The following is a 25,217-nucleotide window of genomic DNA, read 5'->3' as shown; positions in this document are numbered from 1 at the left end:
TGCAGAGGAAAAAGCGGGAACCTGGGGCAAATGGCGAGGCGTACGAAGTGACCTGAGATGTTCTTTGGAAGCCAGGGATCCGAGCGCCAAGGCCCTGACTCAGGCGCCATGCTCACGCGCCATGGCCACTACTACCTTGCGCGGTCCTTTGAAGGTGGAACGGGCATGTGCCACCAGCATGTTGTCCAGCATCAGTACATCGTCGCGCTGCCAGGGAAAACTGATGGTCTGGTCATCCAGCACACCACGGATCTCGTCGAGCACGCTGTCTTCGATGTCGCTGCCGTCGCCGTAATAAACATTACGCGGCAGGTCTTCCGGCTCCACCACTTGCATCAGGGTCTCGCGCAGCTGAGGATCCAGCCCTGACACATGGAACAGGTGCGCCTGATTGAACCACACTGCCTCGCCGGTGGCGGGATGCCGTGCGGTCGCCTGACACACCTGACGCGTGCGCAACTGACCGTCTTCCTTCCATTCGCAGGCGATACCGTGCTGTTGGCAATAGGCTTGCACAACGCTGCGCTGATCGGTGCCGAACACCTGTTGCCATGGAACATCCAGCCCGTTTCCTGAATTGCGCACATACATCAGGCCGCGCTGCTCAAAGCGCTGCCGGATGGCAGGATCAACCAGACGGTAGATGGCGCGGCTGTCGGCAATCGGGGTCTCGCCACCTTCGGCCGCCGGCAACGGGCAATGAAACCAGATACGCAAGGGCCAGCGCCGTGTATATGACTGTTCGTTATGCAAGGGGATACGCTGGTGGGCCGGGTATTCCGTCGAGGTATAAACACCCTTGCCAAGCGCTCTACGCGGTGTGGACCCGAATTCATAACTGAGCAACGGCGCACCGAACGCGGCGGCGAAGCGGTGGAAGCTGTCAGCGGAGCTGAAGTCGAAACCGCGGAACAGGATCGCACCGACCTGTTCCAGTTGCGCCTGCACGCAATCCTCGATAGCCGCGAAAGCTGCATGGGGATCGCGCTCCAGCGCGTCCGGTTCGACCAGCAAGGGCAAGGCCTGTTTCTGCAACGCGCCGATGCGTAGCAGATATTGTGCCGTTGGCGTGGCGCCGATAGTTACGTTGATCACATTGATCTCCTTGGCGTGCTGCAGCGGCTGGCCGCGTCGGCACAGCGCAGACTCGTTCTTGACGTGTTATGCCGGCAGCGCCTGACGCTGTGGCCAGGCCGCTTGCAGCAAGCTGCACAGGCGATCCACGACTTGCGCTTGCGCGCTGTGGATGAAGAAGTGGTCGCCTTCAAACATATGGATGCCGGACGGGCCGCTGCTCTCGCCGCGCCATGCCAGCAGCGCATCGCGGCCGATGGCATCGGTAGTTCCGCCAAAGACATGGAGCGGACAATCCAATGCCGGCAGCGGCGCCTCACGATAGCTGGCGCACAATTGCAGGTCGGCCTTGATGATGGGCAGCATCAGTGCCAGCAACTCCTGGCTGGCCAGCACTTCGGCCTCCATGCCATTGAGCTGGCAGACGTATTCGAGCACTTCACGGTCGCCCTGCAAACCAGCATAGACAGCCGCGTCCCGCCCGCCCGGCGCCTCGCATCCCGACAGCAGCACCGCCAGGGGCGCCGCGGCAGCATGCGTGGCCAGCCGGCGCGCCACCTCGAAGGCCACCAGGGCGCCCAGGCTGTGTCCGAACAATGCGTACTGTGTCGGCAGGCCAGGTTCGATCTCGGCACACAACTGTGCAATCAGCGCTGGGAAGTCCTCATGCAATGCTTCGCTCATGCGCGCGCCTCGTCCGGGATATTCGACCGGGCATAACTCCAGCCACGGTGGCAGCATGCGTCGCCACCGGCCGTAGATCGATGCGGCGCTGCCGCCGGCATAGGGAAAACAATAGAGGCGCAACCGTGTTACCACGGCCGGATTCACACCTGGCCCTGGGAGTGCGCTTGCATATGCTGGCGCAGGCTCAGCGGACGCATGTCGGTCCACACTTCATTGATATAGGCGAGACATTCCTGCTTCTTGCCGATCTTGCCGGCGTCGCGCCACCCAGGCGGAATTTCCTTGTACTCAGGCCAGATCGAATACTGCTCCTCGTGGTTGAGCACCACGCGAAATACTGCTTCTTCATCATCCCAACTCATGGAGTTCCCTTCCATTGCTAATAGGCAAATGAACGCATTGCAGAACATCGACCCGGTGGCCGAAATGGCCATGACATGCTGCGCATGCATGGCGAACGGACTTTTTTTGCTGCCGTTATTTATGGAATCATTCTCAACAAGATAGTTATTCTCATTTAATGAGTCAAGAGAATTTGTGAGAATATTTCCTAAATATTTTTTCTCCGTTATTAGATTTTTTCTTGAACATCTCCTTGTAAACTGAGTAATCTGAATGCGGATACACGGCTGAACAGGCTGCTAGTGGTTAAGCTGTTTTCCGATGAAGAAGTATTCAATTAGAAGTAATTGTCATCTGAGTATGATGCATGCAGGCGAGCACGCCGGACACTGCTACGCCCTTCGTCTTTTCTTCCTGCTGTTCCTTTCGCCGATCGCCGCCGCCATTCGACGACATAGCTGCCTCTTACAAAAGAAAGGTAAGTGATGTCCCTGTTCCGTTACCTGCTGGCGAGTGCGCGCTGGCAATTGCCGGTCGCCTTCGGTGCCAGTCTCGCCGGTGGTTTTTCCAGTGCGGCTCTGGTGGCCATGATCAATCAGGCGTTGCATGCGCCGCGTGAAGCCCTGCTGACGATGGGCTGGCGCTTCCTCGCGCTGGCGTTGGCGGTGCTGCTGCTACGTTCGTTGTCGCAGACCATGTTCATGCGCATGGGGCAACAGGCCAAAGCGCAACTGCGCCAACGGCTCACGCGACAGATCACGCAGGCGTCATTTCGTCAGCTCGAAGCACGCGGGCCGGCCAAGGGCACCAGCATCCTGGCGCAAGATCTGGATGCCATCGTGCTGCTGTTCATCGGTCTGCCCAATCTGCTGATGCAAGGCAGTGTTATCGCCGGTTGCCTTATCTACTTGGGTGTTCTCTCGTGGCAGGTGCTGGCGTTTGCGCTGGTGAGTGTGGCGCTGGGCGCGGTCGGATTTCATCAGGCCAACAGCCGGGCGTTGTTTCATCTGCGCGGTTCGCGCAAACGTGAAGACGAATTGCTACGTCATTTCCGTGCGCTGTTCGATGGTGCCAAGGAGCTCAAACTGCATGCGCAACGACGCGAACAGTTTCTCGACACCAGTATCATGCCCAGCATTGAGGCCGCACGCGTCCAGCGCACGCGTGGTTATGTGTTCCACGCGATTGCCACCACCTGGGGCAACTTCATCTTCTTTGCCTTCATTGGCATCGTGCTGTTCGTGCTGACGCGGGTACTGACGATCGACAGCGTTGCCATGTCCGGTTATGCAATGATTTTCCTCTACATGATCCTGCCGATCGAAGCCGTGCTATCGGCGGTGCCCAGTCTGAGCAGTGCGCGCGTGGCGCTGGAGCGCATCGATCAGATCAGCACGGAGCTGCCGCCCGAGGATGCAGGCATCAGCGCCGCTGCTGCACCCATGCGCCAGATTGCCATGCACGGCGTCACCCATAGCTACTACCGTGAACGCGAGAATGGGATCTTTGCGCTGGGACCAATCGACCTCGATTTCAGACCGGGTGAACTGGTATTTCTGGTCGGCGGCAACGGCAGCGGCAAGACCACGCTGGCGAAGTTGCTGGTGGGCCTTTATGCCCCCGAGGAAGGTGTGATTAGCCTCAACGGCGAACGGGTAGGACCGCACAACCTGGGTACCTACCGCGCGCAATTCTCGGCCGTGTTTTCGGACTTCCACCTGTTCGAGAGCCTGGTGGGGTTGCCGCCGGAGGGGCTAGACGACAACGCACGCCTGCTACTTGATCAGTTGCAGTTGCAGCACAAAGTGGCCATCGAGGACGGGCATTTCTCCACCACCGCTCTGTCACAAGGACAGCGCAAACGCTTGGCACTATTGGTGGCGTACTTGGAAGACCGGCCGTTCTATGTGTTCGACGAATGGGCGGCGGATCAGGATCCGGGCTTCAAGGATGTGTTTTACAAGACCCTGTTGCCAGCCCTGCGCGCCAGGGGAAAGACCGTGCTGGTGATCTCGCACGACGACCGTTATTTCGACTGCGCTGATCGTTGTATTCGTCTCGACTACGGACAGTTGGCACCGATGGAGAGATCGAGGAGCGCGGCACAGACAGACGCAGGCCCGGCGCCGGGCCTGCAGCCGGTGGTGGTCTGAAGGCGTGCCACCTCAAGCCTTGTGTGGCTTGGGGCGGCAGTCGCGGCAATAGCCGTAGAGCGACAACTGATGCTCGGACATCATGTAGCCGAGAGACTCCGCCGCCATTTTCTGGCGTGCCTCAATCACCGGGTCGTGGAACTCGTCCACGCGGCCACAGCCGAGGCAGACAATGTGATCGTGATGCGGGCCGTTATTCAATTCATAGATAACCTTAGTGGCATCGAAGGTGCTCTTGATCACGATGCCGGCGGCCTCGAACTGCGCAAGCACCCGATACACCGTCGCCAGGCCGATGTCCATTCCCTCCGCCGTGAGCTGGCGGTGCACTTCTTCCACGCTGAGATGGTCTACGCTACTGCCATGGAACAGTTCCAATATCTTGACGCGCGAAATGGTGGCCTTGAGGCCGGCGTTCTTCAATTCTTCCAGGCTTTGACTGCTCATTGACTTTCCCCTGTGCGATGCAGATGTTGTCTGCGCTCATGGAGCGCTAATTCTTGCCACAATTATAAGAAGAAAGTTGCCGCAGGGGGCGGGTCAGTGTCAATCATAGGCCAGCAGGGGCAGGCTGGCGCCGATATTCTTATGCAGGAAGGCGGCACGGTGTCAGTGTTCCGGCATAACGGGAGAGCGAACGCCGGTGGCATCGACTTGCACGGTGCCTGCCCAAATTTCAGGGACTGGGCACCGGATTCAACTGAGACGCGTCCAACTTGAAAGTGGATACAGCCGGCCAGCGCACTTGCCTGCTCCATCATCGAGTTTGCGGCAGCAGCGGCTTCTTCCACTAGAGCGGAGTTTTGCTGCGTCGTCTCGTCCATATGTGTCACAGCCAAGTTAACCTGCGTGATCCCATGGCTCTGCTCCTGGCTTGCATGCGAGAGTGACCGGCCTGAAACAACTGGTCCGACTTGAAATTTCATATGCTATTGAAAAGGAGAGTCAGAGCATGCCCAAGAAGCGATTCACATCCGAAGACATCATCCACAAACTGCGCGAAGCAGAAGTCATGTCTGCACAAGGCAAGACGGCGTCCGAAATCAGCCGCCAACTCGGCGTGACGGAGCAAACCTACTTCCGTTGGCGCAAGGAATATGGCGGTCTGAAGATTGACCAGGCCACCCGCCGCTGTCTGGCGCTGCACGTGGCCAGGCAAATTCGCAGTAATGACGTCATCGATATCCAGGCTGAGGCCATGGTGACCTACGGTGTTCCGGCCTATCTACGCTCTGACAATGGTCCGGAAATGGTCGCCAAGAACCTTCGGCGCTGGCTTGCATCGGTTGGTTCAAAGACGCTGTATATCGAGCCAGGAAGCCCCTGGGAGAACGGATACTGCGAGTCCTTTAACGGCAAATTCGGCGATGAACTGCTCAACGGAGAAATCTTTTATACCCTCCGAGAAGCTCAGGTCATCATCGAGCGATGGCGTCATCAGTACAATACCGTTCGGCCGCATAGCTCACTGAAATACCGGCCGCCGGCACCGCAGGCTACACTGCCGGCATCAACCCCAGCACCACTGCGGCTTGCCGCTTAGACAAACTTTAAGTCTGGACCAGTTGTTTCAGGCTGGTCAGGGTGATCCAGCAAACAATATCCATACAAATTCCGTTGCAGCAGGGCAAGGCCCACCGCTACGGTCACTGCAAGGAATGTCGCTCTAACTCTCCATCGATGGGTAGGTGCACATCCACCGCTGCAGCGGCTGTGCTCTCAGAGCATGCGATCCAGGTAAGCAACTGCTGGGCGCCAGCAGAAAATCCTCCCGTAAATTGTTTGCCTTGCAGCAAGCCTTCGGCCAGATCCTGATTCAATCGCAGGGTAAAGCGATGGCTCAGGTCATCCACTGCGCACAACTGCGCGCAGTGAAAATCAAAGAAATGGCCCACCCTCGCAAACAATGCCTTGTACAGGGACTCCTTGGCCGAAAAGGCTAGCGTGAGCAAGCGCCCATGGGACCAGTGCGCAGCCAGCCCGTCGAGCTCGCCCGGCAGGGTGATGCGGGACTGGATGACGCTTGCGGTGGCCGCCGGTATCCAGTGCTCCAGGTCCAGTCCCAGGACCCTGTCGCCCCGGTCCGGCCACAGCGCAGCCACGGCGCGGTTACCGCTGTGCGTGATCGATCCCAGCCAGCCCGCAGGCCAGAGCGGCTGGCGATGCGGCCCGATGGCCACTTGCCCCGCTTGTCCCTCCGCCTGCAACAGCAAGCGGCACAGGTAGCGTCCGGCCAGATACTCAGCCTTGCGTTTGACCACCGCGCCCATGATCTGCGCAGGCTGCGCCACACCAAGGGTCGCATAGAGCGCATCGTGATAGGCCTGGCGGTCGAACGTGCAGGACAGCACCCGTAACTGGGAGCCGGCCTGCAGCGATAGCGGCGTGATGGTCGGGATGAAACTGCACATCTGCGCGCCTGCGTCGGCAAGCAAGACCTCCATGCGCTAGCCCAACGACTGCCGGATCAGTGCCGCCAGTTCAGCGGCCCGTATGCTTTGCCAGTGATCGCCCGGCAAGCTCAGGCAGCGGGCGCGCGAGCACAGGCTGGCGGGCCAGACAGTCGTGATGTCGACCCAGTCCTGGCGCTGCTGAGCAGCCTTGCACAGGTAGACCGTTTCCACGAAATCAAACGACTCGGGCAACTGATACCGCACCATGGCGTCGATGCTGGCGCGTACGCCATCGATGAAACGGCGCAAGGCCGGATCGTCCAGCTGATCTGCCAAGGGCAGGTTCGCTAGCATCTGACGCCAACAGGCCAGCTTGGCGGCGGGCGCGAGGGCCGCGTACTGGGTCGCATCGATGGCCATCGGTGCGCCCTCTTCCGGAAGGAAGGAAAGCAGCAGGCCGTATTCACTGGCCGCCAACGATTGCATGGCGCGTTGGTCCACCGGATCGATCAACCATAGCGCCGCAGCGCGACGGCCGGTGAGTACAAGATGCTGCCTTGCCATTTCGATGGCGGTGTAGGCGCCCATGGACCAGCCCAGGTAAGCGGTCGCGGCGTTACGTTCTGTCTCGGGTAACTGGCCGTGATAATGCTGCGCCATCGCTTCGATACTGCCTGCCATGCCAGGCGGCAACACTGTGGGCAACTCGGCGCCCAGGCAGCGGACCTGTCCTTGCAGCAGCCCCGCCAGAGCATGGTAGGACATGGCCTTGCCGTCACTGGCCGGCAGGCACAGCAACGTGGGCGCAGCGGCGGCTGCCGTATTGAGCGGGACTAAGTCCATGGCGGAGCTTGCGCTTGAACTGGGGCCTGGGCTTTGCGCTTGCAGTTGGGCCACGGCCTGCGCCTGCTGCTCTAGCCGGGAGGTATCGAAGAGCTGGCGGATCGGGATGCTGACCTGGAAACGTTCCCGGATCGCCGCCGCCAGGCGCGTCACCAGAAGGCTGTCGCCGCCCAACTGGAAGAAATCGCTGTCGCGGCTGGTCACGGGCTGCTGCAGGATGTCTTGCCATATCGCTGCCAGGCTGCTTTCGCTGCCTGCGCGTACCGGCGTTTCCGGCGGCGCTGCCGATGGGCTGGCCGGCACCGGAGCGGGAAGCCGGCTGCGGTCCACCTTGCCATTGGCCGACAAGGGCAGCGCATCGAGAGACTGCAGATGCGTGGGCAGCATGTAGGCCGGCAGGCGCTCGGCCAGATGCTGGCGAAGGCTCTTGTCGTCGCATACCGCGACAGCCTTGGTCCACCGGGCTACCAGCACCTGCTGGCCGACGAAGCCCATGTCGCTGTCTTGGGCGGGATAAGCGCCGATGGGCTCGTATCCGCTTGCGCCCAATGCCGCGATCCACTCGTCAGTACCACGCAGCCTGCTCTGGCGATGCTGTGCCGCACCCTCCTGCGTCGCTTCCAGTACTGCCGCCACGGTAACCCATTGCAGCCTTTTCTGGCGTGTGGCCTCGCACAGCACCAGCAGGCCATCCGGCTTGAGCAGGCTGCCCAGGTAGGACAGCGAGGCATCCAGGTCCAGCGCATTGTGCAGCACATTGGAGGCCAGGATCAGATCCAGCGAGCCCGGCGCAATGCCCTGATGCGCAGCGGTGCGGTCGATGTCGAACAGAGCGAAACGGGCACCGGCATGCGTGCCGAATTTTTCCCGGCCGATCTGCAGGAAGAAGTGACTGAGGTCGGTGTAGTGGTAGAGGGACTGTGGGCTGGCTTGGGACAAGGCCGGCAAGGCGTACATGCTCAATCCGCCGACCCCGGCGCCGACTTCCATGAGTTCGAGAGGCCGAGCGCAGTGCTGCACCTGATGTTGCAGGCAACGCACTACGATGCCGCCCAGATAGGCGGCCACGATGTTGTCGCCATAGAGCCCCTCCGCGCCTTCGCGCGCCCCTTCGGGGAAGATCAGTTCGGTGGACATGAGCTGGCCGATGAGGCTGCGCCACAAGCTCGTCGCCGACTGGAACAGCCAGGCCAGGAAGGCCTGGCCATGATCCAGCCATCCAAGGCTGCCCTGCAAGCTCGTCCTGGCTTCGTGCAGAGCGGCTTGCAGCACGTCGCTGGATGGGAAACTGCGGGCGACCCGCCATTGCTGCTCGCCCAGCGGAACCAGCCATTGCTCGTCGCAAAGTATCTGCATCCATGCCTCCAGCACCGGCGCGTACCGTTGCTGGACAGCGTGATTGTCCAGCAGGGCCGCAAGCGAGAGCACTTGCCCCTGCTCGGCGCACAGCTTCAGCTGGATCAGGTTATGCAGGATCAGCAAGGGCGCCAGCGCCTCGCTCTGTTGCTGGAAGCGTGCCAGCGCATCCCGGTCGGTGTCGCCAGGCAACTGGCCGGCAGCTTCCTGTAGGACTGGCGCAAGCAGCGACGGCAGGCGCGACTGTGGCGTCGGACTGGCGGCGGGCTCAGGGACCACGAAGCCCGCCAGTTGCTGTGCTCCGGAGGGCGTGCGCCAGACCGTGACGACCGACGCCTTCACGCCGGGGCAGCTGTTGAGCGCGGCCTCGATCTCGCCCAGCTCGATGCGGTAGCCGTTGAGCTTGACCTGGCTGTTGACGCGTCCGAGGAATTCGATGCAGCCATCCGGCCAGTACCTGGCCAGATCGCCGGTGTTGTAGAGGCGGCCATGCCTGGGGTGCTGGCTGAAGCTGGCCGCGGTCTGGTCGGGCGCATGCCAGTATTCACGGGCCAACCCCGCGCCCGCGATGAACAGGCGGCCCGTGACCCAGTCGGGACAGTCGCGTCCTTGCGCATCCAGGATGTGGTATTGCTGATTGGCCAGGGGGAAGCCATAGGGGATGGATTTCCATTCAGGCGCAATGTCAGCGACCTCGAAACAGTTGGACCAGATCGCCGCTTCGGTGGCCCCCCCCAGAGCCAGCAAGCGCGCCTGCGGGGCATGCTGGCGCAGCGCCTGCGGCAGATCCAGTCCGATCCAGTCGCCACTGAGCATGACACGGGTAAGGCTGGCGGGAATACCGGCATCATCGTGTGCGGCCTGTTCCAGCAGCATGCGGCACAAGGCCGGCACCGAATTCCATACCGTGACCCCATGGCGCTGCACCAGGTCCAGCCAATGCGGGGCATCGCGCAGGGCATCGGGCTCGGGCAGCACCAGCGCCGCACCCTGGCTGAGGGTGGCAAAGACATCGTAGATGGCCAGGTCGAAATGCAGCGCTGAAATGCCGAATACGCGGTCAGCCGCCGATAGTCCAATGCGCTGGTCGATATCGGCCAGGGTATTGGCCGCGGCGCGATGGGTGATGGCCACCCCTTTGGGTTCACCAGTGGAGCCGGAGGTATAGATGATGTAGGCCAGGTCATCCAGCGCGCTCTGGTGTACCGGACTGCTCAGGGGGACGGTCGGCACGTCCTCCCATTGCGCGGGCGGTGTCATCAGAATGCGCGGGCAGCCGGGTTCTTCCATCGGTTCTGCGGGGTCCAGCAGGATGGCGTCGATACCCGCCCTTTCTACGATGGCCCGGGTGCGCTCGCGCCCTTGTCCTGTGGGCAGCGGCACCAACACCGCGCCCACTGCCAGGGTGGCCAGCGCCGCAGCGACCTGCATCGGGCCTTTGGGTAATGCGCATGCCACCAGATGGCCGGGCTGGATGCGGTGCGCTCTGAGCCGGTCCATCTCCTGTTCCACCAGGGCGCCAAGTTGTCCATAGCTGATCTGATAGTGAGCACCCAACAGCGCGGCCGCCGCTGGCTGGCGGCGGCACTGGGTGAAGAAGCCGGCATGCAGCGGGGCGAGGGTGAAAGCGGTCGCGGTCTGGTTGACCTCGGTGCGCACACGCAACTGCGACTCCGGCAGCAACTGACCAACCGGCTGCTCCCACTGTTGCGGCTGCTGCGCCAGTCGATACAGCAACTGGCTGTAACTGTCGAACATGGCTTGCGCCATGCCTTCCGGGAAGAGCTGGCGGGTGATGATCCAGTTGTATTCGAGGCTGCCTTTGCGCACCATCACCTGATGATCCAGCCAGACCTGGGGCGTGCAGGTGTAGAGGAAGTCCGGCTCGCCCAGGGTATCGGCGCCCCGCACCAGCTCATCAAGGTCAATGCCCAGCAAGCTGGTGAAGACCACCGGCATGAGGCTTCCCGCCGCTGCATCAGTCGCATTCCTGCGGCCCAGTTCGCGCAGCACTTCTACGCCGCCGAAGCGGGTATGACCCAGGCATTGCCACAGGCTGGCCTGGACTTGGCGCGCACGTTCGACGAAGGATAGCGTGCCGCTGCAATCGAGCGTGAGCAGCAATACCGAGGTGAAGTCGCCCACCAGTTGATCCACGTCCGGGTGGATGCGGCGGCGATTGAAGTGCGTCAGGTTCAGCGTGAACCGGGGATCCGCTGCCCAGGTGGCCAGCACTTCGGCAAAGGCCGTCAACAGCACTGCCGAGGGCGTGATCCCTTGTGCCGAAGCCAGCGCAGACAGCGATTGCCAGGCCGTCTCGGGCAGGCGGTGCTGAAGCCGGATGAATTCAGGCTGGCTCAGTTCGGCCGGTACGCAGGCCAACGGCAACACGGGGGCGGGCGCGATCGTCTCGATGCGTTGCAGCCACCACTGGCGATCCTGCTGGTAGTGCAACTGGTACTGCGGTTCCTGCTGGGCCAGCATGTAGTCGCGAAAGCTCAGGCCGATGGGATCGACGCTGCGCTCAGGGTGGTGGTAGCGCTGCTCCAGCTCGGCCAGGACGATGTGGAAGCTCTGCACATCAAACATGAGCAGGTCCAGATCCAGATGCAGGCGCACGACCCCGCCGGACTCCAGGCTGGCCGACAGATCGAACAGCGGCCCATGCTCGGCATCGAGCACCTGCGCGCACATCCTGGCGCGCTTGGCGGCCAGCGCTTCGGCCTGGGCGCTGGGTGCGAGGTTGCGCCAGTCATCGACGGCGATGGCGTAATGGGGAAGCTCGGCCAAGATGCGCTGGCGGCCATCGGCGCCGATCACCGCGCGCATCATGCCGTGCCGGGCGATGATCTGGTTCCATGCCTGCTCCATGCGTTGCAGGTCCAGCCCTGCGATGCGCCACTCGAAATACACATGGCAGGACACCCCGCCCAGGGACAGGCTGTCACCCCGGCCCAGCCAATAGGCGTGCTGGATATCGGTCAGAGGGAAGGACGGTAGGGATGGTCCGAAGATGCAGCCATGGCAGCCCTCGGTCAGCACCTGCTCCAGCGGCGCAAGGCCCGTCAGGCTGTCCGGCTGCGCACCGATGAGCAGCAGGCGGCCCTGCGGCGCCAGCTGCGCCAGCAGCAAGGGCAGGCCGCTCTGCCATGGCTGTGCGCCCAGCGCATCCAGATCCACCACGATGAGCGCATAGCCGGATGGATCATGTTGCGATGAACCTGCCTGCCAGTGCTGGTCGAGCAATGCCCAGTCGAGCGGCAGGCGGGTCTGCCTGCGCGCGGCCGACAGGCGCAGGCTGGAGAACAGTCCCACGGTGTAAGCCACTGTGTCCATTGTGGCCGCTGAGACCGCTGAGCCCGAGGCAGCCGCCCAGCGTGCGCTGATGAGGCGATAGAACGCCTCATCTTCCCACCCTACTTGCAGGCAGCGCAGCGGCTGCGGCTGGCCGGCCAGACCGACCTTTTCCAGCAGTGCCGACAGGCAGACGGCGACTGGGCGCACGCCCTGGCCATTGGAGCGCGGCTCACTTCGTTGACTCAACACAGGCATCCCCTTCCGACGTGAATTTTGCATACGCACCACCCGACGCGGGATGGTCGGGGATGCTCTTTCGGGCTGGGGAACAGGGCCGTCACAACAGGGCCGGAACTGTGGTCCGGAACTGCACTTGCGGCACAACAAAAATGACCTGGCGAACCATCTTATCTAAAAAAATGAATATTGCAAATAGCAATCATTATCATTTAGTATGCCATCGACCTGTACTTTCATTTCACAGCCGGGCACCACCATCGGAGCCTGGCTGTGCTCTTTACATGCTGTTCAACTGAGGATTTCGCCATGACCGACCATGCCCACGACCTGAGTAGCAAACCCGCTTTGCCAGACTGGCTGGAGCATTGGGCCCGGCAGAATGGGGAGCGGGAAGCCCTGCATTTTTCCGACAGCCGCCAGCAGCGGCTCAGTTATGGCGAACTCTCCGAGCGCGTGCGCGCACATGCCGCAGCGCTGCAACAGCGCTGGACGCCAGGGACGGTGGCGCTGATCCTGTTCCCCTCGGGACTGGACTACGTGGTCAGCCTGCTGGCCTGTTTCTATGCCGGCATCATCGCCGTGCCGGTCAATCTGCCGGGGGCAGCGCGGGTCAAGCGGGTGCTGGCCAAGATCGACGCCATCAGCGACGACTGCAAGCCGGCCTTCGTGCTCACGGGCGAAACAATCGAACAGGCGTCAGGCGATGAGCTCAAGCAGTTTGCGGCCCGGCAGGCCATGGACATCGTCCATCTCGAATCGCTGGTGGCCGATGCGGCTGCATGGCAGCGTCCGGATGCACTGAACGCGCAAGCCATCGCCTTCCTGCAATACACCTCGGGCTCGACCGGTCTGCCCAAGGGCGTGGTCAACCGCCACGGGCAACTGCTACACAACATCCAGTTCCAGCGCCGCCTGCTGGCGCCGCAAGGCCAGTCCTGTACGGTGGCGTCGTGGCTGCCGCTGTTCCATGACCTGGGTCTGATCATGGGCATCCTCGCACCGCTGGCGCTGGGTGGCAGGGCGCTGTACATGCCGCCGATGTCCTTCGTGGCCGCCCCGCTGGACTGGCTGCTGCTGGCCAGCCGCGAGCGCGCCACCGTGCTTCCCTGTCCCAGCTTTGCGCTGCGAAGCTGCGTCAGCGCGCTGGCCACCGCCACGCCGCAGCAGCGCCGTGAACTGGACCTGTCCTCGGTGCATTGCCTCATGCCCGCCGCCGAACCAGTGCTGCCGGTGCATGTGCAAGGTTTCATCGACGCCTTTGCACCCTACGGATTGACCGCCACCGCCATGCGCCCTGCCTACGGCCTGGCCGAAGCCACCCTGGTGGTATCGGCCAATACCCATGACCGCGGGCCCTGCCTGCTGGCCGTGGACCGGCAGGCCATCGAGCGCGATATCGTCCTGCCTCATCCTCCCCAGGAGCGCGCCCGCTGGTATGTGGGCAATGGCGACGACTTTGGCGCGCAGGAAGTGCTGATCGTCGATCCCGAACACAAGCGCTGCCTGGGCCAGGACATGGTGGGGGAAATCTGGGTGCGCGGGCCCAGCGTGGCCGGCGGCTACTGGGGCAAGAACCAGAACGACGAAGCCTTTGCCGGAACACTGGTCGATGCAGCGCCGGGAGAACATCCCTTCCTGCGCACAGGCGATATGGGTTTCCTGCATGAGGGCCAGTTGTTTGTCACCGGACGGCGCAAAGACATGATGATCTTCCGTGGCCAATGCCACTACCCCAATGACATCGAGGCCAGCGCCAGCCAGTGTCATGCACTGGCTGTCGAGGACAGTGCGGCGGCGTTTTCCCTGAGCGATGACAGCGGTGAGGACAGACTGGTGATCGTGCAGGAGGTGCGCAAGAGCGCTCAGGCCCAGAGCTCAGACTACGCCGACCTGGCCGCGACCATCCGCCAGACGGTGGCGCAGGAGCATCAGCTGAGCGCGCATGCCATCATCCTGATCCGCAAAGGCACCCTGCCCCGCACCACCAGCGGCAAGATCCGGCGGCGCACGGTCAGGCAGTCCTATCTCGCGCGCGAGCTGGTAGTCTTGCATGAGGATATCCTGACGCCCGCTGCACCGATGGCAGCGCCGACCGCGCCAGCCTTCGACCTTTCCCTCCGTGGCCTGGGCCAATGGCTGGCGCAACACCTGGGCAATGTCTCCGCGCGTTCGCTGGACCCCGAGGTGAGCCTGTTCCAGTATGGTCTGGATTCGATGAGCGCCGTGGATCTGACCGCCGCACTGGGCCGTGAACTGGGCCGCAACCTGCCCGACGATCTGCTCTACCAGCATCCCAGCATCCATGCACTGCTCAGACAGTTACGCGCCGATCTGGAGCCAGGCCCGGCTGCAGCAGCGCCGCAGACTAGCGACAGCGCACGGACAAGCGACATCGCCATCATCGGCATGGGCTTGCGGCTGCCCGGTCCGGATGGCGCCGACATCGTCACCGAAGACGCCCTCTGGGACATGCTGGTGCAGGGCAAGGACGCCATCCGCAGCATGCCGGCACAGCGCTTCCGCCGGCGCGACGATATCCCTGGGTTGGGCAGCTACCTGGAAGACATCGACCGCTTCGATGCGCCCTTCTTCAAGATGTCGCCGCGCGAGGCCATCAATACCGATCCCCAGCAGCGGCTGTTGCTGGAAGAGTGCTGGCACGCGCTGGAAAATGCGGGACTGACGCCCTCCTCGCTCAAGGGCAGCGACACCGGCGTGTTCGTCGGCATCGGCACGGCCGACTACGGCCACCTTCCGTTTGCCAGCGCCGATCCGGCGCACCTGGACGCGTACTACGGCACCGGCACCGTCTTTGCGGCGGCGGCGGGACGTCTGTCCTTCCACTTCGACTGGCATGGTCCGGCCATGTCGGTGGACACGGCTTGCTCCTCGGCCCATAGCGCGCTGCACCTGGCCGTGCAGAGCCTGCGCGCGGGTGAATGCCCGCTGGCCGTGGCCGCCGGGGTCAAGCTGCACCTGGTGCCCGAGATCGATGTGGTACTGAACAAGGCCGGCATGCTGGCTGCCGATGGCCGCTGCAAGACCATGGATGCGGCCGCCGATGGATATGTGCGTGGCGAAGGTTGCCTGGTGCTGGTGCTCAAGCCGCTGCAACAGGCCCTGGCCGATGGCAATACCATCCGCGCCGTCATCCGCGACACGACCGTGCGCCAGGACGGCAGCGGCAGCAGCCTGTCGGCGCCCAATGGACAGGCTCAGTTCCAGCTATTGCGCCGTTCGCTGCAACGGGCCGGACTGAGCCCAGCGCAAATCGACTATGTGGAAATGCACGGCACCGGCACCCGCCTGGGCGACCCGATCGAATATGACTCGCTGGCGCAGCTCTTTGCCGGGCGGGCAGACGATGACCCTCTGTGGCTGGGCTCCATCAAGACCAACATCGGCCACCTGGAAGCCGCTGCCGGGGCGGCGGGCATCGTCAAGACCATCCTGGCGCTGGAAAAGGGGCTGATTCCGCCGCTGGTCGGGCTCAATGAAGTCAACCCGCTGGTTGACCTGCAACGCATCCCTGCGCGGCTGCCGACGGCACCGCAGGCGTGGCCGCAACGCGCACCGGTCCGTCGCGCCGGTGTGACCTCCTATGGGTTTACCGGCACCATCGCCCACGTGGTGCTGGAACAGGCGCCGCCACCGCTGTCTTGCTCCCTGAGCACCGGGCAGCAGCAAGCCGCCGGGCCCTACGTCTTCCACTTCTCGGCCCAGACCGAGACCGCCTTGCGCCAGTTGCTGGCGCGCTATCACGCCCATCTGCTGGACGCAGCCTACCCTCCCGCCCATCTGGCCAATACCTTGGCGCGACAGCGCGAACACCTGCCAGTGCGGCAAGCCCTGGTCGCGCAGGATATCGCCCAACTGCGCACATTGCTGGCCCAACCTGTGGAGGACGGTACACCCGCCACGCAGCCGCCACGCATCGCGATGATGTTTACCGGCCAGGGAGCGCAATACATCGGGATGGGCCGGCAACTCCATGAGCAACAGCCGGTATTTCGCGCCGCCCTGGACGAGGTCGATACATTGATGCTGCCCTATCTGGGCCGCTCCATCATTGATCTCATGCACCACGGCGAGGAAGCATTGCTGCAACAGACCTGTCACGCACAGCCCGCCTTGTTTGCCATTGAGTACGCACTGGCGCGGCTGTGGCTGCATCTGGGCGTAGCGCCGGTGGCGGTGATGGGCCACTCCATCGGCGAATTCGCCGCCATGGTGATCGCCGGGGCCTTGCCACTGGAACAGGCCTGCCGTCTCATCGTACGTCGCGGCCAGCTGATGCAGGCGCTGCCTGAGGGCGGCAAGATGCTGGCGGCCCGCCTCACCGAAGCACAGGCCAGCGATCATCTGCGGCAGCTGCCGCCGGCCTTGCAGGAAGAGCTGGCCATTGCGGCCATCAACGGCCAGCAGGATGTGGTCTTCTCCGGTTCTGGCAGCGCCATTGCCGTGCTGGCCGAACAGTTGGCCGGCGCAGGCTGCCACTGCCGCGCCCTGAGCGTCTCGCATGCCTTCCATTCGCCCTTGCTCGATCCGATGCTGCAAGAATGGGAGCAGGCGTGTCAGTCGGTCACGTCCAGCGCCCCCGCCACGGCCATGCTCTCCACCCTGACCGGAAGCTGGCTGCAGGAGGCGCCCTCGGCCCACTACCTGCGCCAGCATGCGCGCGAGCCGGTGCGCTTCCACCAGGCCCTGCAGGCGCTGGCCGAGGTGGCCGACGTAGTGCTGGAAGTGGGACCGCATGCCGTGCTAACGGCCCTGGCGCAGCGCAGCCCGTTGTCCAGCCCCGTGCAGTTCGTGGCCAGCCTGCTGCGGCAGCAGGATGATGGCCAGAGCATGGCGCACAGCTGTGCCGCCCTGTACCGGCTGGGTCAGGACTTCCTCTGGGAGCATAGCCATCCCGGCGCCACCGTGGCCGCCCACACGCTGCCGTCCTATCCCTTCGACCGCCATTCCTACTGGCTCGAATACGACGAAGATGCTCCCCGCCATGCACCGCTGGCGCTGCCCCCCCGGCCTCTGCCGGCGCAGGCGGCGGCGGTCCCGCTCTACCAGATCAGTTGGGAAGCCTGGAACCCACCGCAGCCCAAAGCGAGCGACCCGGCGCCGGGCCTGTGGCTGGCCAGTGCGCGCCAGCACGGAGGCGCATCGGCGCAGGCATGGCGCTGGTTCGATCCGGACCAACAGGCGCAGCTTCCCGGCAATGACGACATGCTGGTCTTCCTGGCGCGGGCCAGCGATGAAGCCGCGCCGTTTGCCCACGACGATATCTGGCATCTGGTGCGCTGCCTGCAGACCCTGCAACGCCATGCACGCACGCCCGCCATGGTGTTGCTGACCGAACGGGGACAGGCCGTGGCCGGAAACCAAGTTCATCCCGGCCAGGCCGCCCTGTGGGGGAGTGCGCGGGCGCTGGCGCTGGAGTATCCGGCGGTACGCTGGCTGATGATCGACAGCGAGCATGCGGCAGACCTGGACTGGATCGCGGCCCAGGCCGCGCAATGGCAAGCGTGGCTGCCGCAGGAAAATGCCCTGGCCTGGCGACAAGGCCAATGGTGGACGCCAAGACTGGCGCCGCTGCCAGAGATGGCGACGCCAGCCGACGCCACTTTCCGCGCCGATCCGGCCGGACTGTATCTGGTGGCTGGCGCCAACGGTGCGCTGGGGCGGCATATGGTGGACTGGCTGGCGCGACATGGTGCGCGCCATCTGGTGCTGCTGGCGCGTCAGCCGGCCAGCGGGGTGCAGGCGCGGTGGCTGGCCCTGTTGCAGCAACAGGGCATCCGGATTGATCAGGTGCAGGCCGATATCGCTGAGGCAGCCTCCATGCAGCAAGCCTGGCACAGGATTGCTGCATGCGAAGAAGAAAGCGGCCATACCCTGTCTGCCCTCTTCCACTGCGCCGGCACCAGCGTCTTCCGCGAACTGGCGCTATTGACCCCAGAAGACTACGAGCGCGTCAGCAGCGCCAAGGTCGAGGGCGCGTGGAACCTGCACCGCCTGAGCCTGCAACGGCCACAGGCCAGCCTGATCTGCTTTAGCTCCATCTCCGGCATCTGGGGCTCGCGCCTGCAGATTCCCTATGGCGCGGCCAATGCCTTCGAAGACGCCCTGATCCGCCTGCGCCGCCAGCAAGGGCTGCCGGGCATGGCCATTGCCTGGGGTCCCTGGGGCGGCGGCGGCATGTCCGACGTGGATGAATCCCTGCTGCAGTTGTTGCGGGCCGCAGGCATCCGACGCCTGAGCCCCGAACATTACCTGCAGCGGCTGGGGCAACTGCTGTCCTGCCCCAGCCTGCTGACCGATGGCTGCGCAGTGGCGGTGCAGGCCGACTGGTCCAGACTGATCGCCCTCATGACGCTGTATCAGCCTCTGGCCTTGTTCAGCCGCTGCCAGGACTTGCTTGGCCAGCGCCAGCCAGGAGCACTGGCGCAAGCGCTCGATACTGCTGACCGGGCCGCGCTGGCCGCCGCCATCCCCGGCTTCGTCACCGCCGAACTCTCGCGCATCCTGCGCATGAGCCCGGCCGAACTCACCCCGGACGCTTCGCTGCTGCGCCTGGGCATGGACTCCATCCTGATCATGGAGCTGGCGCGCCAGTGCGAGCTGACGCTGGGCATCCGCTGCGAGCTCAAGGCCCTGTTCGAACACACCACGGCGGCCTCGCTCACCGACTACCTGTTGCAACAGGCACAGCAGCAGGTCCAGGCGTCCGCCAGCGCGTCCATGGCGGCGGCTGAACCTATCCATGCTGATCCCGCACAGGCCGACCAACCCTTCGTGCTGACCGAACTGCAGCACGCCTACTGGGTCGGCCGGCAAAGCCATTACGCCCTGGGCGGCGTGGCCTGTCATGCCTATCTCGAAGCCGACGCCGTCCACGGCCTGGACAGCGCACGGCTGGAGCGTTGCTGGAACGTGCTTATTGCCCGTCACGGCGCCTTGCGCATTGTCATCGGCAGCGACGGTCTGCAACGGATCCTGCCGCAGACGCCGCATTATGCGATCCAGGTGGCTGACTGCCGCCAGCACAGCCAGGCGCAAACCGACGCATTGCAGACACAGTGGCGCCAGGCCATGTCGCACCAGGTGATGGACAGCCAGCAATGGCCGCTGTTCGATGTGCGCGTGATGCACTGCCCGGAAGGCCGCAGCCGCCTCTTCATCGGCATCGACATGCTCATCAACGACGCCACCAGCGGCCAGATCCTGTGGGAAGAACTGGCGGCCCTGTACCAGGCCGATGGCGATGCACAAGCGGCGGGACTGCGCCCCTTTAGCATCAGCTTCCGCGACTATATCCAGGCCAAGTACCAGCACAGCACGGCCCGCCAGGCTGCACGCGAACAGGCGCGCCAGTTCTGGCTGGAACAATTGCCGAGCTTGCCGGCCGCGCCGCAGTTGCCGCTGCGCCACGAAGCCCTGCAGCAGCACCAGCCACGCTTTAGCCGACGTCAGCACCGGCTCGACGCTCACCAGTGGAGCCGGCTGCGCGAGCAGGCCGCAAGCGTGAACTGCACCCCGGCGGCCTTGCTCATCACGGCCTTTGCCGAAGTGCTGGCAGCCTGGAGCAGTGAGAAGCGCTTTACGCTGAACCTGACCACTTTTGACCGCCTGCCCTGGCACGAGGATGTGCCGCATCTGCTGGGTGACTTCACTGCCGTCACCCTGCTGCCGCTGGACCTGTCCTCACGCAGCGGCTTTGCCCAGCGGGCCGCGGCGGTCAATGGCAGCATCCTGGGTTATCTGCAGCACCGGGCCTTCAGCGCCGTAGACGTGCTGCGCGAATGGAACCGGGGCCGCGAGCGGGCCGAGGCGCTGTCCATGCCGGTGGTCTTCACCAGCCAACTGGGCATGAGCGATCCCACCAAGGGTGCGGCCCGCCAGAGTCCACTAGGCGAGGTGGTGTACGGCATCAGCCAGACTCCGCAGGTCTGGCTGGACCATCAGGCCTGTGAACAAGAAGGCGCGCTGGTGTTCAACTGGGATGTGATCGATGACCTGTTCCTGCCCGGCGTGGTTGATGCCATGTTCGATGCCTACTGTACGCTGCTGCACTACCTGGCCGCCGATCCGGCGCACTGGGAGACGGCGCTGCCGGCCATGCTGCCGTTGCGCCAGCAACAGGTACGGCAAGCGGTCAATGACACCCCGGCGCCCTTGCCGCAAGCCTGCCTGGACCAGCTGTTCTTCTCGCGTGCGCAGCAACAGCCAGAGCAGCTCGCCCTGGTTAGCCGCGAGGGTCAATGGCGCTATGGCCAGCTTGCGCAATGGGCGCAGCGCCTGTCCCAGGCACTGCTGGCGGCCGGCGTGCGACCGGGCGACCGGGTCGCCGTGCTCATGCAGAAATGCAGCCAGCAGGTGGCGGCCTGTCTGGCCATCCAGCAATGCGGCGCGGCCTATGTGCCGGTCGATAGCAGCACCCCGTCCAGCCGGCTGCACAGCATCCTGGCCGGCAGCACCATCCGGGTCGTGCTCAGCCGCAGCGCCGAGCGCGCTCACGTGCAATCCCTGCTCGATGGTCAGGAAACGATCCTGCTGGAAGCCGATGAAGACCAGCTGGCCAGCTATCCGGCCCATACGCCCGAGGCGCCGCGCAATCTGCACGATGCCGCCTATGTGATCTACACCTCAGGCTCAACCGGCACGCCCAAAGGCGTATTGATCGACCACATGGGTGCGGCCAATACGGTGCTGGATATCAACCGGCGCTTTGGCATCACTGCCGGGGACAAGGTACTGGGGCTTTCTTCACTCTACTTCGACCTGTCGGTCTATGACATCTTCGGTACGCTGGCCGCAGGTGGCACACTGGTACTGCCGGATCACGACAAGGTACGTGATCCGGGCCACTGGCTCAGGCTGGTGCAGGAGCATGGTGTCACCGTCTGGAACAGCGTACCGGCGTTGCTGGAATTGCTGCTGGACAGTGCCGAACAGAGCGGCCAGTCCCTGCCCGGACTGCGCCATGTCCTGCTGAGCGGCGACTGGATCTCGCTGGGCCTGCCGCCGCGCCTGCGCCAGGCCGCACCTGCGAGCCAGCTTATCGCCATGGGCGGTGCCACCGAAGCCTCGATCTGGTCGAACTGGTTTGCGGTGCAGGAAGTGGCCGCGCACTGGCGCTCCATTCCCTATGGCAAACCCTTGAGCAACCAGGCCTATCACGTCCTGGACGCCCACGGCCAGCCTTGCCCCGACTATGTGACGGGCGATCTCTACATCGCCGGCATCGGCCTGGCGGTAGGCTATGAGAACGATGCACAGAAGACGGCCGACAGCTTCATCCACATGCCCGATGGCCAACGCCTCTACCGCACCGGCGACCTGGCCCGCTACTGGACCGATGGCAACCTGGAATTCCTGGGCCGCCGCGACTTCCAGGTCAAGATCGCGGGCAACCGCATCGAGCTTGGCGACATCGAGGCAGCGCTGCTGCGCTGCCCGGGCGTGCGCGAAGCAGTGGTCGATACCATCGGCACGCCACCGCAATTGAGACTGGCAGCCTGGGTGGTGCCACAGGGCGGTCCTTCGCCCATCCTGCAGGCGCTGGAGAGCCCCTTCACAGAGCCGGAGCGGCTCTGGCAGGACATCCTCTCGCACAGCCAGCAAGTGTTTGCCGGCCAGCCGGCGCAGGCTGAGCGTCTGCAGGACTTCTGGCAGCTGATAGATCAACTGGGGCTGCGGATGATGCATGACACCCTGGCGCAGGCAGGCATCACCGATCCCGCTGGCTGCAGCGCCGACCAGCTCATGCAGCAGACCGGCGCAGCACCGGTCTTTTTCAGCCTGCTGCAACGCTGGCGCACGCTGCTGGCGGCGCAGTCTGCCCCCCTGCCGGACTGGGCTGAACTGCGCGCGCTGGCCAGCGTGCAGCAACTCCCCGCCACGGTGCTGGATAGGCTGCAACACAGCGCCGCATTGCGGCTGGCCATCCTGCGCCAGCAGCGCGACGCCATGGAGTTGTTCTACAGCAGCGACGAGACCCTCTCGCCCGAACAACTGACCCAGCTCAACCCGTTGGCCACCAGCGCCACCAGCGCCATGGCCGAAGCGATCAGGCAGCTTGCCCGTGCCAGTGCGCAACCGCTGCGTATCCTTGAAGTGGGGGGGCGCAGTGGCCTGGCCGCGCAGCAATTGTTGCTGCAGCTAGCCGGCTGCCCGCTGCATTACCACCTCAGCGATCCGTCGCGCACACTGCTGGAACAGGCGCGCCAGCGGCTGTCCGCGCATCCTCATCCAGAACATCAGTTCACTTTCGAGCTCACGCAAGCGCCGCAGCATGGCCCGCAGGCCGAACACGACATGGACCTGGTCGTGGCCTTCAATGCCCTGCACCGGGAGCGCGACATTGCCGCTCTGCTGCGCGCCCTGCGCCAACGGCTGGCGCCTGGCGCTTGCCTGCTGGCCGTGGAGACCACCCGCAACAGCCACTTCCAGCTGGCCACCGTGGCCCTCTTGGAGCAGGGCTATACCCAGTTCGCCGACCAGCGCCAGCACAGCGGCGACGCCTTGCTCAGCGCCGACCAGTGGGTCAGCGCTTTCAACGAGGCTGGCTGGGAACGGGCCGGCTGGAGCGGCATCCAGCCGGCTCCCCTGGGAGGACTGGCATTGCTGCTGGCGCAGCAGCGCGAACACGTCTACCGCTTCCAAAGTGCGCCCCTGCAACAGGCGCTGCAGCAGCTTCTGCCAGCCTACATGGTGCCCGGGGCGCTGATGGCGCTGGACGAGCTACCCCTGAGCGCCACCGGCAAGGTGGACCGCAAGCGCCTGCCCAGGCCGGCCATGCGTGCGGCACTGGCATCGGCCACCTCCGCCGTGGCCGACACTCCATTGGCCCAGCTCTGGCAACAAGCGCTGGGCGTGAGCACACTCACGCCCGACAGTGACTTCTTCGCCCTGGGTGGCGACAGCCTGATTGCGGTGCGTCTCATCGAGCGTATCCGTCATACCCTCCACGCCAATGTGGCGCTGACCGATCTGTTCGAGGCCTCGGGCTTTGGCGCTTTCGAGCGCCGCGTCCTGGCCGCACCTGCTATGGCAGAGACGCACAGTGCTGGCTTGCACCCCGACCCTGTCCACTGGGCCGAGCCCTTCCCGCTGACCGATGTGCAACAGGCTTACTGGATAGGCCGCAAGGCAGGTTTCGAACTGGGCGGCATCTCGACCCATATCTATGCAGAGATCGAGGTGGAGGGCTTCTCCATCGAGCAGTTGCAATCGAGCTGGCAGGCCGTGGTCAGGCGCCACGGCATGCTGCGCGCCGTCATCAGCGACGATGGGCTGCAACAGTGCCTGCCCGAGGTGCCTCCCTACGTCATCACCTACCACGATCTGCGCCAGGCCGACGACGCGGCACACCTGCATTGGCAAGAACAGACCCGCCAGCAGTTGTCGCATGCGGTCCACGACACCACGCGCTGGCCGCTCTTCGCCATTCACGCCGCCAGCCTGGACGCGCAGCGCATCCGCATCTGCATCAGCCTGGATAACCTGATCTGCGATGGCCGCTCCATGCGCCTGATCCTGGCGGAGTGGTCGGCCCGGCTGCGTCACCCGGAACAGTCATGGCCGCTGCTCAGCGCCAGCTTCCGCGACTATGTCCTGTTCCGCGAGGCCCAGCCGGTCAACCAGCAATCGCTGCATTACTGGCTCACACGCCTGCAACAGCTGCCGCCGCCGCCTGTCCTGCCGATGCAGGCCAGGACCAGCGATGCGCTGCCGCATTTCACGCGGCGCCAGATGCGGCTGTCAGCGGATCGCTGGCAACGTCTGCAAGGCTTTGCCACCCAGCGCGGCCTGACCATCAATGCCCTGCTGCTGACGGCCTATGCCGAGCTCATTGCCCACTGGTCGGCGCGTGCCGACTTCACGCTGAGCCTGACCTTGTTCAATCGTCCCGCCGTCCATGCCGACATCGATGGCATGGTGGGCGACTTCACCTCGCTGGTCCTGTTTGCCTTCGACGCCCGCACGCCGGCCAGCTTCCAGCAACGCGCCACGGCCGTGCAAGGCCAGATGTGGCAAGACCTGGAACACCAGGATGTGTCGGCGGTGAGGGTGCTGCGCGAAGCGGCGCGCCAGCGCGGCCAGTTGAACATGGTGGCCGCGCCCGTGGTCTTCACCAGCGGGCTGGGCGTGGCCCAGGGGGGCGATGATCACGACAGCTGGCTGGGGGACTTCGTCTATAGCGTCAGCCAGACGCCCCAGGTCTGGCTGGACCAGCAACTGGTGGAGCGCCACGGCAGGCTGGAGTTGAGCTGGGACAGCGTCGATGGCCTCTTCCCGGAGGGCTTGCTCGATGAGATGTTCCATGCCTACGAACTGCTCTTGCACACCCTGGCCGACCATGACAGCGCCTGGGCCACACCGGCCACGTTGTTGCTGCCGGAGCGGCATGCGCGCCTGCTGGAGAGCACCGCCAGCGCGCCTGCGGCCAACGATGCCGCACCCCAGGCGCATCTGCCCGAGGCCATCGCCGATCAGTTGACCAGCCTGCTGGGGGAGCTGGTGGAATTGCCTGCCCATCTGCTGCAGCGGCGCGACGCCTTGTTGCAGACCAACTTCTTCGAACTGGGCGCCAGCTCGCTAGAGTTGATCCGCCTGCATCAACGCCTGCAGCATCGCTTTGACCTGACCCTGCCGGTGGTCGATGTCTTCAGCCACACCACCCTGGCCAGCCTGGCGACCCATCTGGGACGCCTGGCTGGCCAGCAGCAGCCCGCTGATCCTGCCGCCGCCCCGGACAGCGCTTCCCGCCTTGAACGCCGGCGCAACAATGACCGCGCCCAGAAACGCCGCGCACTCTCCGAATAAGGGCCTG

Annotated in this window: 8 protein-coding genes and 2 pseudogenes; 4 read left to right on the top strand and 6 right to left on the bottom strand. The window is 64.1% G+C overall.

What is annotated here, in order from left to right; all coding sequences use genetic code 11:
- Positions 1-99 precede the first annotated feature (99 nt).
- The 3 genes from RC54_RS11910 to RC54_RS11900 all read right to left on the bottom strand — a co-directional run bounded on the left by RC54_RS11910 (position 100) and on the right by RC54_RS11900 (position 2,123).
- The gene (locus tag RC54_RS11910) at positions 100-1,080 is read right to left on the bottom strand and encodes a TauD/TfdA family dioxygenase (RefSeq protein WP_373281461.1); all 981 of its coding nucleotides are present in this window, start codon (positions 1,078-1,080) and stop codon (positions 100-102) included.
- Between the two features lie 81 nt (positions 1,081-1,161).
- Complete coding sequence (locus tag RC54_RS11905) at positions 1,162-1,893, bottom strand: thioesterase II family protein (protein ID WP_244216475.1); 732 nt, start codon at positions 1,891-1,893, stop codon at positions 1,162-1,164.
- Positions 1,894-1,901: 8 nt separating this feature from the next.
- Positions 1,902-2,123: an MbtH family protein gene (locus tag RC54_RS11900; RefSeq protein ID WP_061790400.1), complete on the bottom strand. Its 222-nt coding sequence runs from the start codon at positions 2,121-2,123 to the stop codon at positions 1,902-1,904.
- Positions 2,124-2,588: 465 nt separating this feature from the next.
- Between RC54_RS11900 and RC54_RS11895 the strand changes: the two genes are divergently transcribed.
- Positions 2,589-4,256, top strand: a complete 1,668-nt coding sequence (locus RC54_RS11895) for a cyclic peptide export ABC transporter (protein WP_061790396.1) — start codon at positions 2,589-2,591, stop codon at positions 4,254-4,256.
- Between the two features lie 12 nt (positions 4,257-4,268).
- On the opposite strand, the gene fur is transcribed toward RC54_RS11895, so the two are convergent.
- The gene (gene fur, locus RC54_RS11890) at positions 4,269-4,703 is read right to left on the bottom strand and encodes a ferric iron uptake transcriptional regulator (protein ID WP_061790395.1); all 435 of its coding nucleotides are present in this window, start codon (positions 4,701-4,703) and stop codon (positions 4,269-4,271) included.
- Positions 4,704-5,208: 505 nt separating this feature from the next.
- Here fur and RC54_RS25975 point away from each other — a divergent pair.
- Positions 5,209-5,349: pseudogene (locus tag RC54_RS25975) on the top strand (transposase); the annotation flags it as partial.
- Between the two features lie 18 nt (positions 5,350-5,367).
- Positions 5,368-5,799: pseudogene (locus tag RC54_RS11880) on the top strand (integrase core domain-containing protein); the annotation flags it as partial.
- A gap of 103 nt (positions 5,800-5,902) precedes the next feature.
- Here RC54_RS11880 and RC54_RS11875 read toward each other — a convergent pair.
- Complete coding sequence (locus RC54_RS11875; RefSeq protein WP_164471207.1) at positions 5,903-6,667, bottom strand: 4'-phosphopantetheinyl transferase family protein; 765 nt, start codon at positions 6,665-6,667, stop codon at positions 5,903-5,905.
- Positions 6,668-6,703: 36 nt separating this feature from the next.
- Positions 6,704-12,391, bottom strand: coding sequence for a non-ribosomal peptide synthetase (locus RC54_RS11870; protein WP_164471206.1), 5,688 nt, complete (start codon positions 12,389-12,391; stop codon positions 6,704-6,706).
- A 300-nt stretch (positions 12,392-12,691) separates the two neighbouring features.
- Between RC54_RS11870 and RC54_RS11865 the strand changes: the two genes are divergently transcribed.
- Positions 12,692-25,210, top strand: coding sequence for a hybrid non-ribosomal peptide synthetase/type I polyketide synthase (locus RC54_RS11865; RefSeq protein WP_061790392.1), 12,519 nt, complete (start codon positions 12,692-12,694; stop codon positions 25,208-25,210).
- The last annotated feature ends 7 nt before the right edge of the window (positions 25,211-25,217 follow it).

Source organism: Herbaspirillum rubrisubalbicans (assembly GCF_003719195.1).
In the GTDB taxonomy this organism is placed as follows: Bacteria; Pseudomonadota; Gammaproteobacteria; order Burkholderiales; family Burkholderiaceae_D; genus Herbaspirillum; species Herbaspirillum rubrisubalbicans.
The sequence above is the reverse complement of the archived record's forward strand: the minus strand, read 5'-3'. Positions and strand labels throughout refer to the sequence as shown.